The organism is Vibrio sp. A8-1, assembly GCF_013048685.1.
GTDB lineage: Bacteria > Pseudomonadota > Gammaproteobacteria > Enterobacterales > Vibrionaceae > Vibrio > Vibrio metschnikovii.
On the sequence record NZ_VHTC01000001.1, the window covers coordinates 82875 to 98939 of the forward strand.

The 16065-nt window shown below is 46.2% G+C and carries 16 protein-coding genes; 3 read left to right on the forward strand and 13 right to left on the reverse strand.

Annotation, left to right across the window (positions count from 1 at the left end; genetic code table 11):
• Positions 1 to 3 precede the first annotated feature (3 nt).
• The 13 genes from rplW to kefG all read right to left on the reverse strand — a co-directional run bounded on the left by rplW (position 4) and on the right by kefG (position 12420).
• Positions 4 to 306: a 50S ribosomal protein L23 gene (rplW, locus tag FKN93_RS00470; protein WP_004394523.1), complete on the reverse strand. Its 303-nt coding sequence runs from the start codon at positions 304 to 306 to the stop codon at positions 4 to 6.
• Positions 303 to 905: a 50S ribosomal protein L4 gene (gene rplD, locus FKN93_RS00475; RefSeq protein WP_004394521.1), complete on the reverse strand. Its 603-nt coding sequence runs from the start codon at positions 903 to 905 to the stop codon at positions 303 to 305. The genes rplW and rplD overlap by 4 nt, the downstream gene beginning before the upstream one ends.
• 16 nt (positions 906 to 921) lie before the next feature.
• Positions 922 to 1551, reverse strand: a complete 630-nt coding sequence (gene rplC, locus FKN93_RS00480; RefSeq protein ID WP_004394520.1) for a 50S ribosomal protein L3 — start codon at positions 1549 to 1551, stop codon at positions 922 to 924.
• 14 nt (positions 1552 to 1565) lie between these two features.
• A complete protein-coding gene (gene rpsJ, locus FKN93_RS00485; RefSeq protein ID WP_001181007.1) occupies positions 1566 to 1877 on the reverse strand; it encodes a 30S ribosomal protein S10 in 312 nt (103 codons plus the stop codon).
• A 370-nt stretch (positions 1878 to 2247) separates the two neighbouring features.
• The gene (gene rlmB / locus FKN93_RS00490; protein WP_004394510.1) at positions 2248 to 2988 is read right to left on the reverse strand and encodes a 23S rRNA (guanosine(2251)-2'-O)-methyltransferase RlmB; all 741 of its coding nucleotides are present in this window, start codon (positions 2986 to 2988) and stop codon (positions 2248 to 2250) included.
• A gap of 7 nt (positions 2989 to 2995) precedes the next feature.
• Entirely contained in the window at positions 2996 to 5443 is a 2448-nt protein-coding gene (gene rnr / locus FKN93_RS00495; protein WP_004394509.1) for a ribonuclease R, read from the reverse strand.
• A 327-nt stretch (positions 5444 to 5770) separates the two neighbouring features.
• Positions 5771 to 6406: a tetratricopeptide repeat protein gene (locus FKN93_RS00500; RefSeq protein ID WP_040903975.1), complete on the reverse strand. Its 636-nt coding sequence runs from the start codon at positions 6404 to 6406 to the stop codon at positions 5771 to 5773.
• Between the two features lie 225 nt (positions 6407 to 6631).
• Positions 6632 to 7930: an adenylosuccinate synthase gene (locus FKN93_RS00505; protein WP_004394507.1), complete on the reverse strand. Its 1299-nt coding sequence runs from the start codon at positions 7928 to 7930 to the stop codon at positions 6632 to 6634.
• A gap of 147 nt (positions 7931 to 8077) precedes the next feature.
• A complete protein-coding gene (locus tag FKN93_RS00510) occupies positions 8078 to 9019 on the reverse strand; it encodes an isoaspartyl peptidase/L-asparaginase (RefSeq protein WP_004394506.1) in 942 nt (313 codons plus the stop codon).
• A 135-nt stretch (positions 9020 to 9154) separates the two neighbouring features.
• Complete coding sequence (gene slyD, locus FKN93_RS00515; RefSeq protein ID WP_004394505.1) at positions 9155 to 9745, reverse strand: peptidylprolyl isomerase; 591 nt, start codon at positions 9743 to 9745, stop codon at positions 9155 to 9157.
• A gap of 89 nt (positions 9746 to 9834) precedes the next feature.
• Positions 9835 to 10035 carry a YheV family putative zinc ribbon protein gene (locus tag FKN93_RS00520; RefSeq protein WP_004394504.1) on the reverse strand — a complete coding sequence of 67 codons (201 nt, stop codon included), beginning with the start codon at positions 10033 to 10035 and terminating at the stop codon, positions 9835 to 9837.
• Positions 10035 to 11837, reverse strand: coding sequence for a glutathione-regulated potassium-efflux system protein KefB (kefB, locus tag FKN93_RS00525; protein ID WP_040903969.1), 1803 nt, complete (start codon positions 11835 to 11837; stop codon positions 10035 to 10037). Before kefB ends, FKN93_RS00520 begins: the two co-directional genes overlap by 1 nt.
• Positions 11827 to 12420 carry a glutathione-regulated potassium-efflux system ancillary protein KefG gene (gene kefG, locus FKN93_RS00530; RefSeq protein WP_050782705.1) on the reverse strand — a complete coding sequence of 198 codons (594 nt, stop codon included), beginning with the start codon at positions 12418 to 12420 and terminating at the stop codon, positions 11827 to 11829. The genes kefB and kefG overlap by 11 nt, the downstream gene beginning before the upstream one ends.
• Before the next feature lie 257 nt (positions 12421 to 12677).
• Between kefG and FKN93_RS00535 the strand changes: the two genes are divergently transcribed.
• The 3 genes from FKN93_RS00535 to FKN93_RS00545 are packed head-to-tail and all read left to right on the forward strand — an operon-like array spanning position 12678 to position 16061.
• Positions 12678 to 14597 carry an ABC transporter ATP-binding protein gene (locus FKN93_RS00535; RefSeq protein ID WP_115152783.1) on the forward strand — a complete coding sequence of 640 codons (1920 nt, stop codon included), beginning with the start codon at positions 12678 to 12680 and terminating at the stop codon, positions 14595 to 14597.
• The gene (locus FKN93_RS00540) at positions 14597 to 15067 is read left to right on the forward strand and encodes a TIGR02444 family protein (protein WP_040903966.1); all 471 of its coding nucleotides are present in this window, start codon (positions 14597 to 14599) and stop codon (positions 15065 to 15067) included. The genes FKN93_RS00535 and FKN93_RS00540 overlap by 1 nt, the downstream gene beginning before the upstream one ends.
• A 25-nt stretch (positions 15068 to 15092) precedes the next feature.
• Positions 15093 to 16061 (forward strand): hydrolase, encoded by a 969-nt coding sequence (locus tag FKN93_RS00545; protein WP_004394500.1) that lies wholly within the window; start codon positions 15093 to 15095, stop codon positions 16059 to 16061.
• Positions 16062 to 16065: the final 4 nt, after the last annotated feature.

The following is a 16065-nucleotide window of genomic DNA, read 5'->3' on the forward strand; positions in this document are numbered from 1 at the left end:
CTGTTATTCCGCGCCGCCAACAAAGTCAAGATCTTGACCTTCTTTCAAAGTCACATACGCTTTTTTAACGTCGCTGCGGCGACCTTGGCGTAGACCTTGACGTTTGGTCTTACCCTTAAGAATAAGAGTATTTACAGACTTAACTTCAACTTCAAATAGCTTTTCTACAGCTGCTTTGATCTCTTTCTTAGTTGCATCTTTTGCTACTTTGAAAACGATCGTGTTCGCTTTTTCAGCAGCCATAGTGGCTTTTTCAGAGATGTGCGGTGCACGTAGAACTTTTAGTAGACGCTCTTCACGGATCATGCCAGCATCTCCTCAACTTGCTTAACTGCAGCAGCAGTCATTAGAACCTTGTCAAATGCGATTAGGCTCACTGGATCAATACCAGTTACATCACGCACGTCAACTTTGTACAGGTTACGAGCAGCTAAGAATAGATTCTCGTCTACTTCGCCAGTCACGATAAGAACATCGTTCAGCTCAAGTTCTTTCAACTTAGCCGCTAGCTCTTTCGTTTTTGGTGCTTCAACCGAGAAGTTATCAACAACGATTAAACGCTCTTGACGAACTAACTCAGAAAGAATGCTTTTCATAGCGCCGCGGTACATTTTTTTGTTTACTTTAACGCTGTGATCTTGTGGTTTCGCAGCAAAAGTAACACCACCTGTACGCCAGATTGGGCTACGGATTGTACCAGCACGTGCACGGCCAGTACCTTTTTGACGCCATGGCTTAGCGCCACCGCCAGAAACTTCTGAACGTGTCTTTTGAGCACGAGTACCTTGACGAGCACCTGCTGCATACGCAACAACTACTTGATGTACAAGAGCTTCGTTGAACTCACGTCCGAAAGTAGTTTCGGAAACAGTTAGTGCGTTAGCACCTTTAACCATCAATTCCATTACTTACTCCTAGACGTTATGCTTTAATAGCTGGTTTGACGATCACGTTAGCGCCAGTTGCACCTGGGACTGCACCTTTAATAAGAAGCAGATTGCGCTCAGCGTCAACACGTACGATCTCTAGGTTTTGAGTCGTTACACGCTCAGCACCCATGTGACCTGCCATTTTTTTGCCTTTAAATACGCGACCTGGAGTTTGACATTGGCCAATTGAACCAGGAGCACGGTGAGACAAAGAGTTACCGTGAGTCATATCTTGAGTACGGAAGTTCCAGCGCTTAACAGCACCTTGGAAGCCTTTACCTTTCGATGTACCAGTAACGTCTACTTTCTTAATTTCGTTGAACAGTTCAACAGTCAGTTCAGCACCAACTTCGAACTCTTCGCCGTTTTCTAAACGGAATTCCCAAAGACCGCGACCAGCTTCTACACCTGCTTTCGCAAAGTGACCAGCTTCTGGCTTAGTTACGCGGTTAGCTTTCTTAGTTCCAGCTGTTACTTGAATAGCAGCATAGCCGTCAGTCTCAAGAGTTTTCACTTGAGAAACACGGTTCGCTTCAACCTCAACAACAGTTACTGGGATAGAAACGCCTTCTTCAGTAAATACGCGGGTCATACCCACTTTACGTCCGACTAGACCAATCATTCTTCTAATCTCCCTTAACCTAGGCTGATTTGAACATCAACACCAGCAGCAAGATCAAGACGCATAAGTGCATCAACAGTCTTGTCAGTTGGTTCAACGATGTCGATCAGACGCTTGTGAGTACGAATTTCGTACTGGTCACGTGCATCTTTGTTTACGTGTGGAGAGATAAGAACAGTGAAACGCTCTTTACGAGTAGGCAGTGGAATTGGACCACGAACCTGTGCGCCGGTACGCTTAGCTGTTTCAACGATTTCCGCTGTAGAAGCATCGATTAGTTTGTAATCGAAAGCTTTAAGGCGGATACGGATGCGTTGGTTCTGCATGAGACAGAGCTCCAATAAGTAAAAATTACACAAACAATATCGCCATTCGAACCTGCCATGGCGGGTAAATGTCGATTGATTTATGTGAAACCGTAGTACCCCGATTGGGCACATTGTCAGCTAATTAAATTAACTAAAGCTAATCCTATTAACTGCGAACATAAGCTGAGTATACGTTACCTCACCTGTGTTGCCACAAGCTTGCTCCTCGCTGCTCATTGGTTCACAACTGGCTTAACCAGTGGGGGTGCATTATACAGATCACAGATTGACTTGCAAGGGGGTGTTGGAAAAATAAACGAATGAGGCGAAAAACAAGAAACCTAGGTCAGTAGACCTAGGTTTCTTAACGATGACATCAGCATAAACATTAAACGTTATTGCGTTGACGGACCGCTTCAAATAAGCAAATCCCGGTCGCGACTGAGACATTTAAACTGGAAACACTACCTGCCATTGGGATTTTGATTAGATCATCACAAGTATCACGAGTTAAACGGCGCATACCATCGCCTTCAGCTCCCATGACAATCGCTAACGGACCAGTCAGCTTGCTATGATAAAGATCATGCGTCGCCTCGCCCGCTGTGCCAACAAACCAAACACCTTGCTCTTGTAGAGCACGCATCGTGCGCGCTAAGTTGGTCACACGCACTAAAGGAACGGTTTCTGCAGCACCACAAGCGACCTTGCTTACCGTGGCCGTCATCGGTGCTGAACGATCTTTAGGGACAATCACCGCCGCCACACCAGCAGCATCTGCATTACGCAAACACGCCCCTAAGTTATGCGGATCGGTCACGCCATCCAGTACTAGCAGCAACGGTTGTTCATGCTGACTTAATATTGCGTCTAGATCATGTTCGTTTAATGCTTTAGCTGGTTTGACTTTGGCTATCAACCCTTGGTGATTAGCACCTTGAGCTTTGTCATCCAGTGCCTTACGCCCCATCTCCTGAATGGATAGCCCTAAACGCTGCAATTCATTCAATACCGGAAGTAGCCGATCATCTTGACGACCTTTCAAAACATACACTTCAATGATACGGGCTGGCTCACGCTGCATCACAGCGTTGACCGAATGAATGCCGTAAATCAGTTCATTACTCATTACTTACCTATTTCGTTTTTGTCCGGCTCTTTGCCGTTTTAGAACGAGATTTCGCTTTACTGGCTTTATCAGACTTAGCGCGTTTACTTTTCGCTGAATCTGCGCTCTCTGATTTATCTGGACGCTTGGTTGGCTCAACCATTGGAACGGCTTTTCCACCACGCGTGCCCGCTTTTTTACTCTTGGCTTTTGCTTGCGCTTCTACTGCCCGCTTTTTGGCCGTTTTACCTTCGCCGCGTAGCTTACGACTTGTTTCGACTAATTCAAAGTCAATTTGTCGATCATCCAGATTCACCGATAATACTTTCACTTTCACCGCATCACCTAAACGATAAATATTACCGAATGACTCACCAATCAAACGTTGACCGATAGGGTCAAACTGATAATAGTCATTAGCCAAATTGGAGATGTGAACCAAACCATCGATATGTAATTCCGTGAGTCGAACAAAAAAACCAAATCCAGTCACATTGGCAATCACACCATCAAGCTCTTCACCGACATGATCTTGCATGTACTCGCACTTCAGCCAATCAGACACTTCTCGTGTTGCATCATCAGCACGGCGTTCGGTCATTGAACACTGTTGTCCATAAAAGTCCATCTCTTCAAACGAGTAGTGATAGCCTCCGGTTGGTGTCCAGCGATCTTGGGTCTGATGTTGTTCTTTCGCTATCAAATATTTGATTGCACGGTGTAAAAGTAAATCTGGATAGCGGCGGATTGGAGAAGTAAAGTGCGCATAACGTTTTAATGCCAGACCAAAGTGACCTGCGTTATGGGCGTTATAGACAGCCTGCTTCATTGAGCGCAGTAGCATGGTTTGAATCAGCTCTTTATCTGCACGCTCACCGATTTGTTTCATCAGATTGGCGTAATCGGTTGGCGATGGCTCAAGCCCACCACTCAAGTCGAGTCCTAGTTCGCCCAAGAAGTCTCTAAAGCCCATTAAACGTTCTTCACCTGGTGGCTCATGCACTCGGAACAGAGCGGCTTCCTTGGCTTTTTCGACTAGCGATGCTGAGGCAATATTGGCAAGGATCATACACTCTTCAATCAGCTTATGAGCATCGTTACGGATCACTGGCTCAATGCTTTCGATCTTACGCTGGGCATTAAAGATGAATTTGGTTTCTACCGTTTCAAATTCAATCGCACCACGTTGATCACGAGCCGTTTTCAGCACCTGATACATGTTATGTAACTGTTCAAGATGAGGCACGACCGCTTGGTAGCGCTCACGCAGTTCTTCATCACCCTGCAAAATATCGTTAACTTTGGTATAGGTTAGTCGAGCATGAGAACTCATCACCGCTTCATAATGCTGATAATCGATGAGTTTGCCGCCATCAGAGATCGTCATTTCACACACCATGCATAACCGATCGACTTGTGGGTTGAGCGAGCACAGACCGTTAGATAAAACTTCCGGCAACATGGGGACCACTTGCGATGGGAAATACACGGAGTTACCACGATTGGTCGCCTCTTTATCCAAGGCGCTGCCAGGACGGACATAATAGCTCACGTCGGCGATGGCTACCCATAAACGCCAGCCCCCCTCTTTTCTAGCTTCACAATACACAGCATCATCAAAGTCACGGGCATCTTCCCCATCAATAGTCACCAAAGGCAATTGCCGTAAATCGACTCGACCTTGTTTGGCCTCTTCAGGGACTTCTTCTTTTAGTCCACTGACTTGCTTTAAGACTTCATCAGGCCATTCATGGGGAATTTGATGGGTGCGAATAGCGATTTGAGTCTCCATACCCGGTGCCATACTTTCACCCAGTACTTCTACAACCTTACCCATCATGCCTCGGGTACGAGTGCCACGATCGGTTACTTCAATCACCACCACATTACCCATCCGAGCGCCTTCGCGGTGTTCGGTTGGGATTAAAATATCTTTATGGATGCGCGAGTCATCCGGCACCACATACGAATAACCTTGTTCAAGGAAAAAACGCCCGACAATTTGTGCATTACGAGCTTCAAGGATACGAACCAAGCGCCCTTCTTTTCGGCCTCGTTTGTCGGTGCCAGTTGGCTGCACTAATACAAAGTCACCATGAATCAAGGTGCGCATTTGGTGGTGCGGCAGTAAAATATCGTTTTCTTTGTTTAGACCACCCTCTGGGCGAACCCAGCCATGGCCATCTTTATGACCAATAACATGGCCTTTAATCATTTCCAGTTTTTCTGGTAGGGCGTAACATTGACGACGCGTAAACACCAATTGACCATCTCGCTCCATCGCTCTGAGGCGGCGACGTAGACCTTCGTAATGATCCTCACCCGATAATTCAAGGGCGGCAAACAGATCGTTACGGTTCATGGGGACATTGGCTTTGGTTAGGAATTCTAAAATATATTCACGACTTGGGATCGGGTTATCGTAGTTATCGGCTTCGCGATCCGCAAACGGATCAGTATGGGTAGTATCAGACATAGGCAGACCTGCTTTTCTAGGAAGGTACATAAAGTATATCCTACTGTGTTCTTAAGCTTAATAGCTAATCCCAACCGGCAGAAGCGCAACAACTTTGTGTATTACGTGACCGGAATCAAGTTGTCACAATAAATAACGAAGAGTTGAATCGTGTGTATGATGACAGGATGTTGAGAGAAAGTGGTAAAGCGAGCGTTAAACGCTAAGTAGGAAATAATAAGATAGGATTGAGTATTAATAATATTCTATATCTATCACTTACTGCATGACAATCATCCAGCAAGCGACAGAATGATAGAGAAAAAAGCTAAGATAAACAAGCTTTATTTACCAGAAGCTGCCACGGCGCTTTGCTCGAGCAATGATATTTTCTGGCATCCTCATTTCTAATCCTTGTCGCAGCAAGGTAATTCGATTATGAGTTCGCTGATCGGCAGTCACGGAATTGTATAACCAACGATAGGCATCTTCATAATCTAACGGGCTACCATGATCGCGTAATAACAGCTCAGCAAGATGAATCCGAGCATTAAGATTGCCCATCGCCGCCGCTTCACGAAGATACGGAATGGCTCGCTCTCTATCTTGCTGGACTAACGTGCCTCGCGAATAATAACGACCAAGCTGCTCTAGGGCACTGGCTAATCCTTGATGGGCAGCATTTTCCATATAATATAAGCCCAGCTCAACATCTTGTTCAACGCAAACGCCCCACGCCAGCATATCACCATATAAAAACTCGTACGCAGGCAGACTGATCCGAGTTGCACGAGCAACAATGTCCTCAACCAACTGGCAGCGATCGGCTTTCAGTCGCTCCAAGTGTTGGTTCTGTTCAATCAGTTTGATTAGCTCAGCTTCAGAATAAATCGGCACAGGCTCTTTAACATCCGCCACGTTGGCGTGACCGAAGGAAGAGTGAAATGCGAATAATATAGAAGCGGCTACCGTACGTAGCTTCATACTTGCACTCTTGGTTGAATCCGATAGCCATACTAGTATAGCGCGACAGCGCGCAAGGGCTCGGCTTGATTCTTGTATCGGCAGCCCTAGCATTCACTTTAGGATAAATTGCCTCTTTGCGGCAACTTTTTGCCACCAAGACTAAGAGTATGAAGAATGAGGCATAAAAAAAGCTGGCGAAGCGCCAGCTTTTTAAATAGAGAAATCGTCAAACGAATCAAAAAATCACACGTTAAATGGGTGTACTTTGATGATCGTTTCGTTACGGTCTGGGCCCGTTGAAATAATATCAATTGGCACGCCCGTTAACTCTTCAATGCGTTTAATGTAATTAATCGCCGCTTGAGGTAATGATTCAATTGATGTCGCGCCAAAAGTATTTTCTGACCAACCTGGCATGGTTTCGTAAATAGGCGTCACCGCCTCGAAAGCATCTGCTGCCATTGGTGATACCTGTGCAACAGAACCATCCGGCATTTGATAACCCGTACAGATTTTTAGCTCTTCCAGTCCATCAAGTACATCTAACTTAGTTAAGCAAAAGCCAGTGACTGAGTTGATTTGAATCGCACGGCGCATAGCCACCGCATCAAACCAACCACAACGACGTTTACGACCCGTCGTCGCGCCAAATTCATGACCTTTAGTACCTAAGTGGTTACCTACTTCATCATCCAATTCTGTTGGGAATGGACCCGCACCAACACGAGTACAGTAGGCTTTTGCAATACCTAAGATATAACCTAGATGACGAGGACCAAAACCTGAACCAGCAGCTACACCACCAGCGGTCGTGTTAGAAGACGTTACATAAGGATAAGTACCGTGGTCAATATCCAACAGCGTACCTTGTGCACCTTCAAACATGATCTTGTCGCCACGCTTGCGGGCTGCATCCAATTCATCCGTCACATCGATGACCATAGAGGTCAACAATTCAGCGTACCCTTGGACTTGAGCTAAGACGTCGTCATAGCTCACTGGATCTACTTTATAAAAATGCTCTAGCTGGAAGTTATGGAATTCCATGACTTCTTTAAGTTTTTCAGCAAAGGAAACCATGTTGAACAAATCGCCAACACGCAGACCACGACGCGCCACTTTATCTTCATAAGCAGGACCAATGCCGCGACCTGTGGTACCAATGGCTTTTTTGCCACGAGCCAGTTCACGCGCTTGATCAAGAGCGATATGATAAGGAAGAATCAAAGGACAAGCTTCAGAAATAAACAGACGCTCCTTAACAGGAATGCCACGCTCTTCAAGCGGTGTCATCTCTTTGATTAATGCATCGGGTGACAGAACCACGCCATTACCAATGATGCATTTTACGTTGTTGCGGAGAATACCGGACGGAATTAAGTGAAGAACGGTTTTTTCACCGTCGATGACTAGAGTATGTCCAGCGTTATGGCCACCTTGATAGCGAACCACATATTTGGCATCTTCTGTTAAAAGGTCAACTATCTTGCCTTTACCTTCGTCACCCCACTGGGTGCCTAGAACGACTACGTTATTTCCCATCTTTCCAAGTCTGATTGCTAGTTAAAAAAGGATTCTAGCACCGAATCCTTCGACTTGCAGTTATTTTTTAAACGCGTGGCAATTGCCAGTCGCCAGTAGTGAGACACTGATGAAAATCAACCTGACACTCAGAAGGCATCTACGCGTTTATTCATCAGCATAAATTTTTACCGAACAAACCCCATCACAGTCAATCGCCGCGCGATACATGCCGGAACTGTTCATCGCAAAGTGAATGTGGCCCTGTTGATCAATAGCGATCAATCCGCCCTCTCCTCCCACTTGCTTGAGTTCACCTTGAATGACCGTCTCACAGGCGGTGACGAGGTCTTGTTGCAGATACCGCATTCGAGCGGCGACTTCTCCCGCTACCTGATAGCGAATAAAATATTCACCCACTCCAGTGGCTGAGATAGCCACATTACCATTTTCAGCCAGCGTACCTGCGCCAATGATCGGCGAATCCCCGACGCGTCCATAGCGCTTGTTGCTGATGCCACCTGTACTGGTCGCCGCCGCCAAATTACCCTGTTGATCGAGCGCAACCGCACCCACGGTGCCATATTTCTTATCATCTGGATAAACCGATTCAGATAACGCCGTTTGATCACTGGCTTTCATGGCTAATAATTGCTCATAACGTCGCTCAGTAAAAAAATAGTCCTGTTCGGTATACGTATGCCCCTGCGCAAAAGCAAAGGCTTCTGCTCCTTCCCCAATCAAAAATACATGCTCACTGTGCAACAGCACATCTCTCGCCAGAACAACCGGATTTTTGATGTGTTTTACCCCAGCAATCGCGCCAACGCGCCGTTGTTGACCATCCATCACCGCGGCATCCATCTCAACCATTTCTTGATGAGTCAAGACGGAGCCTTTGCCAGCATTAAACAACGGCGAATCTTCAAGTAAAGTAACAGCAGCGACAACCGCATCTAGCGCATCGCCGCCTTGCTCTAAGTGCTGATGTCCCGCGCGCACCGCCGCCTCTAAGGTTTGGGTTATTTCTTGCTGCAGTGAAGCGCTCATCTGCTCACGCAAGATAGTGCCAGCTCCGCCATGAATGGCGATTGCAAAGGGAGATTTCATCGTAGAGTTCCTTTAAAAAAAGCGCTAACCGCAGAACAGTTAACGCTTTCAATATCGACAAACTTACACGATTTCCGAATACCAATCGGTCTTAGCCGCTCGTTTCCATCGTAATAAGTTATCTTTGGCTATCGATTAATGAGAGCCGCAGCTACCGCCACCACAGCAGCCTTCTTTTTCTTGTCCATGATGGTGATGACCTTCGCCACCGCAGCAACCATCGTGATCGTGGTCATGCCCATGGTCGTGACCACAGCCACCAGCATGATGAATGTGACCATGCTCAAGCTCTTCAGCTGTCGCTTCACGTAGCGCAATCACTTCAACATCAAACGTCAAGGTCTGGCCGGCTAACATGTGGTTACCATCAACCACCACTTCATCACCATCGACTTCGGTGATCTCAACAGGGATAGGACCTTGATCGGTATCAGCTAAGAAACGCATACCGACTTCCAACTCATCCACACCTTGGAAAACATCCGCAGGAACACGTTGTACTAGCGCATCACTGTGTTCACCGTAAGCATCTTCTGGTGCGACAGTAGCGCTAAATTTATCACCGATAACTTTACCTTCTAGCTCACGCTCAAGACCAGTGATTAGGTTGTTGTGACCATGTAGATACTCCAGTGGGGCTTCCACTGTTGATTGGTCTACGACCACGCCATCTTCCATTTTTACTTGGTAGGCAATGCTCACAACCATGTTTTTTTCAATTTTCATAACGGCTCCAAGGAGGTTGGTTTTGTTTTGCTCATCTCAGATTAAGAGAGAGATGAGCAATATTATGAAGATTATACACTGAAACTCAATTATTCTGGTTTAAAAATCCCAATCATTTGCTCAGTAGCATGTTGGCTTTTTTCTACCGATTGCGGTTTACGTTGCTCTGCGTAATCACATTCTACACACTCAACCAGCTCAATATTATTCTCTATCCACCAGCGCAGTGTGTCTTGTGTTTTACAATTTGGGCAACTGGCTCCAGCAATAAAACGTTTTTTTGTGCTCACTATTTCGTCCTACGTTTTTCCCAATAATCACGAGCTTGACGATCATTAGCCATCTCTCGTCCAAAAATCTCTTCCAGCTCTTTACGAGCCGCTTTAGTCCGTAACGTTAAGTTTTTATCATCACTGTGCTGCGGCAATAATTCTTTAAGCATCGTGACATCCAACCGCCGAAAGTGCGCTTCTGCTCGTTTCGCCTGATAAGGGTGCATGCCTAATTGCACAAGCACTTGGCGGCCTAAATCTAAAGCGCCAAGAAACGTCTCTCGAGAATGCCCTGCGATACCGTGGCTTAATAATTGATAGGCCTCTACCCGACTTCGCGCCCGTGCTAAGATTTTTAATTGTGGGAAGTGCTGTTGACACAAAGTCACAATCCGCATCACTTCATCGGGTTCATCGGTACAGATCACTATCGCCTCTGCCTGTGCAGCCCCCGCAGAGCGCAACAGTTCAAGGTGGGTCGCATCGCCATAAAACACCTTATAACCATATTTACGCAGCAGTTTAATTTGGCTGGCATCACTCTCTAATACGGTAATTTTAATCTTATTGGCGTACATTAATCGGCCAACGATCTGTCCAAAGCGGCCAAAACCAGCGATGATCACTTGCGGAGTTTGATGGCCAATCGTGTTGTCAGGCTCCTCTTCAGGGCTATTTAACGTCTGGCTATAATAGAAGGTTTGGAGTTTGAGCAATAATGGGGTCGTCATCATCGAGACACTGATCACTAAAACCAGCAACGCTGACTGACTAGCCGTGAATAATTGCCCCTCCGTCGCGGCAGTCAAAATGACAAAACCAATTTCTCCGCCTTGACTCAAAATCAACGCGCTGCGACTGCGTGCTTTCGAACGCACTTTAGCTAGACGCGCTAAACCATACATGATCGCCATTTTGACACTGATTAGCCCGATCACCAGTAGACTGACCAACCACCACTCCTGCCACAGTAAGTCGATATTAACCGACATGCCCACGGCGATAAAAAATAGCCCCAACAATAAGCCTTTAAAAGGCTCAATGGCTGTACTTAACTCATGACGAAACTCACTTTCCGCAAGCAGCATGCCTGCCAGAAAAGCCCCTAAGGCCATCGACAAACCCAGCTTTTCCATCAATAAGGCAATCGCAATCACCAACAATAGCGAGGCTACGGTAAATAGCTCGCGCACTTGGCTATTCACCACCCACCGAAATAAAGGCTGCAATAGGAAATGCCCAGCCATTAATAGCCCTGCTACCCCTGCCAACATCCACATTAATGGTAAGCTGTCACCCGTTGTTTGGCCGGCAAAAATGGCCACTAAAGCGAGCGTTGGAATAACCGCTAAATCTTGAAACAGCGACACGGCAAATACCGTGCGTCCCGTATCACTTAAGGTTAACCGCATTTCATCAATGGTACGTAGCGCTATTGCCGTCGATGATTGAGCAAGAATCAACCCAACCGTGATACTCACTGGCCAAGAGAAACCGTACATCCATAAACCGCTCGCGATCACGCTACTGGTGATTAACATCTGTGACCCACCTTGCCCAAGGATCGGTCCTTTCATTTGCCACAATCGCTTAGGGTTTAGCTCTAAGCCAATCAAAAATAGCAGCAGTACCACACCAAATTCGGCAAAGTTCAAAATCGCATTAACATCAGTGATAAGCTTAAAACCCCAAGGACCAATCACAATCCCGGCGAGTAAATAGCCCAAAATAGCCCCAAGCCCTAAACGTTGAGCAATCGGTACTGCGACCACGGCAGCCGTCAAAAAAATCACCGAACTGGACAGCCAATCAGTCATCATGACGTAACCCTTCTAGCCAAGCGACATACTGATCAGCATGTTGCCTGCGTTCAGCATCACTGATGTGCCTTGCCCAATACATCACTAACGGATCAATCCAGCGCATACGACATAACGCGGCGGTTAATTCAAAAGGTTGTAGAATTGCACTCAATGGATAACGATTGTATCCCTCAGCACTAAAAGCCTCTCGATGCCCACCGGTCGTGATCACGCTTCGCCAACACTTACCTTGCAGCGCACTTTCTGGTCCAAAGGCAAAACCTTTACCGAGCACTTTATCAATCCACTCTTTTAATAATGCAGGACACGAATACATGTACAACGGGTGTTGAAAGACAATCACATCAACTTCCAGTAAACGTTGATGCTCTTGATTCACATCGATAAAAAAATCGGGATAGGTCGCGTACAGATCAAGCACTTCAACATGAGGCAAAGCGATAATTCGTTCAATCAGCAGACGATTAGCCAGCGAGTGATCAGGGTCGGGGTGAGCGTAAATAACCAATACCTTGGGTCGATCGGCGGTGCCCACTTGATGATGGGAGGATGCGTTCTCTTTATCCTTATCCTTGGTCATTCCTTGATTCTCTTTAATAGATGCGAACGGTCGATAGAGCAACCAACGGATTTCCTTATCGTAAGCGGCTCAACAGTAACACAAATTGTAGCCTTAAAGCCGACCAAGCGATAGCCGAGCATGTAACGAGCCAATGTCGCTAAACGATAGAGAACCGCCTAGGAAGACCATCAACGAATCGGTATAATCATCGACATTGATCAAGATTACTCCTACTATTCGCGGCGACATACACGGCTAACTAGACACGACTCTTTATGATTATCTTCTCTGACATTCAATTACTCCGTGGCGGAAAACCGCTGCTTGATAAAACCTCAGCCACTATTCATCCCGGCGATAAAGTCGGTTTAGTCGGTAAAAACGGCTGTGGTAAATCAACACTATTTGCATTAATGAAAGAGGAGTTATCGATTGATGCCGGCTCATTTAATCAACCGGCTCACTGGGAGTTGGCTTGGGTTGCCCAAGAAACGCCCGCTTTAGAGCGACAAGCTTTAGAATACGTGATTGATGGTGATCGAGAATATCGTCGCTTAGAACAACAACTCCGTGAAGCAGAACAGCAAGATAATGGCACCCGTGTTGCCGAGTTGCATGGTCATATTGAAACCATTGGTGGTTACAGCATTCAAGCGCGCGCTGCCGAACTGCTGGATGGTTTAGGTTTCAGTCAACAACAAATGAGTTGGAATTTAACCCAATTTTCTGGTGGCTGGCGCATGCGTCTTAACCTTGCCCAAGCGCTGATCTGTCGCTCTGATTTATTGCTCCTCGACGAGCCCACTAACCACCTCGATTTAGATGCAGTGATGTGGCTTGAGCGTTGGCTACAGAGCTATCCTGGTACGCTACTGTTGATCTCTCACGATCGTGATTTTCTTGACCCGATCGTCAATCGGATTATTCATATTGAAAATCAACAGCTCAATGAGTACACCGGTAACTACTCATCGTTTGAAGTGCAACGCGCACAAAAGCTAATGCAGCAACAAGCGCAATATCAAAAACAGCAAAAGCAGATGGCACATATGCAAAGCTACATTGATCGCTTTCGCTATAAAGCCTCAAAAGCGCGCCAAGCACAAAGCCGAATTAAAGCACTGGAAAAAATGGAGCAAGTTTTACCAGCGCAATTTGATAACCCGTTTAGCTTTGAGTTTCGTCAACCTGCCGCCTTGCCTAATCCGATTTTAATGATGGATAACGTGGCCGCCGGATATGACGGTCGGCTGATCCTCGAAAAGATTCGTCTTAACTTAGTCCCGGGTAGCCGAATTGGTTTGCTAGGTCGTAATGGCGCGGGTAAATCAACATTAATTAAACTGCTCTCCAGTGAACTGAAACCGCAAAGTGGCGATCTCACTTACTCTCAAGGCGTGAAAATCGGCTACTTTGCCCAGCATCAGTTGGAAACATTACACCCACAAGAAACGCCGTTGCAGCACATGATGCAAATTGCCCCGGATAAAACCGAACTTGAGCTGCGCAATTATTTAGGCAGTTTTGGTTTTCAGGGTGAAAAAGCGCTAGAAAAAGTGGCCCCTTTCTCCGGTGGCGAAAAAGCCCGTTTGGTGCTGGCGCTGATTGTGTGGCAAAAACCTAATCTGTTGTTGTTGGACGAACCCACCAACCATTTAGATTTAGACATGCGCCAAGCACTAACCTTTGCCTTACAAAGCTTTGAAGGTGCAATGGTTATCGTCAGTCATGACCGCTACCTATTACGCGCGACCACTGACGAGCTGTACTTAGTGCATGATCAGCAAGTCGCTCCTTTTGATGGCGACTTAACCGATTACTACAAATGGCTAACCGATCAACAGAAAATTGCCCGTAAAGAAGCTCAAGCGACTCAACCAGTCAAAGACAGCACCAACAGTGCTGCGGCGAAAAAAGAGCAAAAACGTCGCGAAGCTGATTTTCGTAAACAAACCGCGCCAATTCGCAAAAAATTGACACAGTTAGAAGAGAAAATGGATAAATTGAATGCCATTCTCGCCCAAGCCGAGTTAAATCTCTCTGAGGCCAGTTTGTATGACGCAGAGAATAAAGCCCAATTAACCGAAGTGATTGCTAATCAAGCGTCAGCAAAAAGCGCGCTTGAGCAAGTAGAAAGTGATTGGATGGCCGAGCAAGAACATCTTGAACAACTGGAACAGGAATTCACTCAGTAATGATCCCAACGCACGCTCATTCATCATTAACGTTAGAAGGCTTATGGCAATTTAGCCTCGACTATTATGCGGTTAATGAAGTGAAAGAAGCGTGCTTGTGTCTGCAAAACCAGTTTCAGGGGAATGTAAATTTACTCTTGCTGCTCAAGTGGTTAGACGAACAACAACTCAGTATTAACGATTCAGAATGGCCACGCTTATTGGCGTGTTTAAATCATTCAGAAAGCTTAGTTCACTCTTTTCGTGAGTTGCGCCGTAAACTAAAGTCTCACCTATCAGAAACACTGTACCGTGAAGCGCTACAGTTTGAATTGCGGTTAGAAAAACAGCAACAAGCAGAGCTGATCGCCTGCGTACAGGGATTCCGATTATCCCCGACCAAAGACCTAGCGTTGACTGAGCGCTACTGTCGACAACTTGGCGCTGAGCATTTGATCTCTCTATTCTCTACCCCGGTAAAACCAACATGATGCTCATAAAGAATTGAGGTTTTTGATGTCGCCGTTTACTGCCGCGAAGGGATTAACCAACCCACATTTACAAACCCTACTACCGCGCTTAATTCGTCGAGCGGCTTGCTTTACGCCGGTTTGGCAAACCTTAACCACGCCAGATAACGATTTTCTTGATTTAGCATGGAGTGAACCAGCCTTCCCCGGTGTCGATAAACCCATTTTTGTCTTATTTCACGGTTTAGAAGGCAGTTTTTATAGCCCTTATGCTAATGGCTTAATGGATGCGTTTGCTCGACATGGTTGGCTATCGGTGATGATGCATTTTCGAGGCTGCAGCGGAAAACCCAACCGCTTAGCTCGAGCTTACCATTCGGGTGAAACGGAAGACGCGCGTTTCGTACTTGAATACCTACGAGCGCAATTCCCTCAGCGTACCATCATTGCGACTGGAGTCTCTTTAGGCGGTAATATGCTGGTCAACTATCTGGCGTGCTATCGGGATGATCCGATTGTCGATGCGGCAACCATCATTTCCGCACCACTGGATTTAGCAGCGTGTTCGCAACGTATTGAACAGGGCTTTTCAAAAATTTATCGCCGTTATTTACTCTCATCATTAAAAAATAATGCGTTAAGAAAAGCCCCATTGCTACAAAATGAGCTAGGTTTAACCACGCAATCCATTCGTCAAGTAAGCAAGCTCTATCAATTTGATGATTTGATCACCGCACCGCTACACGGCTTTAAAGATGCGCAAGAGTACTATCAACAATGCTCAGGACTCATGAAATTAGGCGCGATTACTATCCCTACGCTGATCATTCATGCTGCCGATGATCCGTTTATGACTGAAGCAGTGATCCCGCGCGGTCCTTTAAACCCACAGATTAACTACCAATTATTTGAACACGGTGGCCATGTTGGTTTTTTAGCTGGCAGCTTACGTCAACCTAGGTTCTGGCTTGAGCAGGCTTTGCCGAGTTACTACGCTAATTGGCGACAGAAATAAAAAT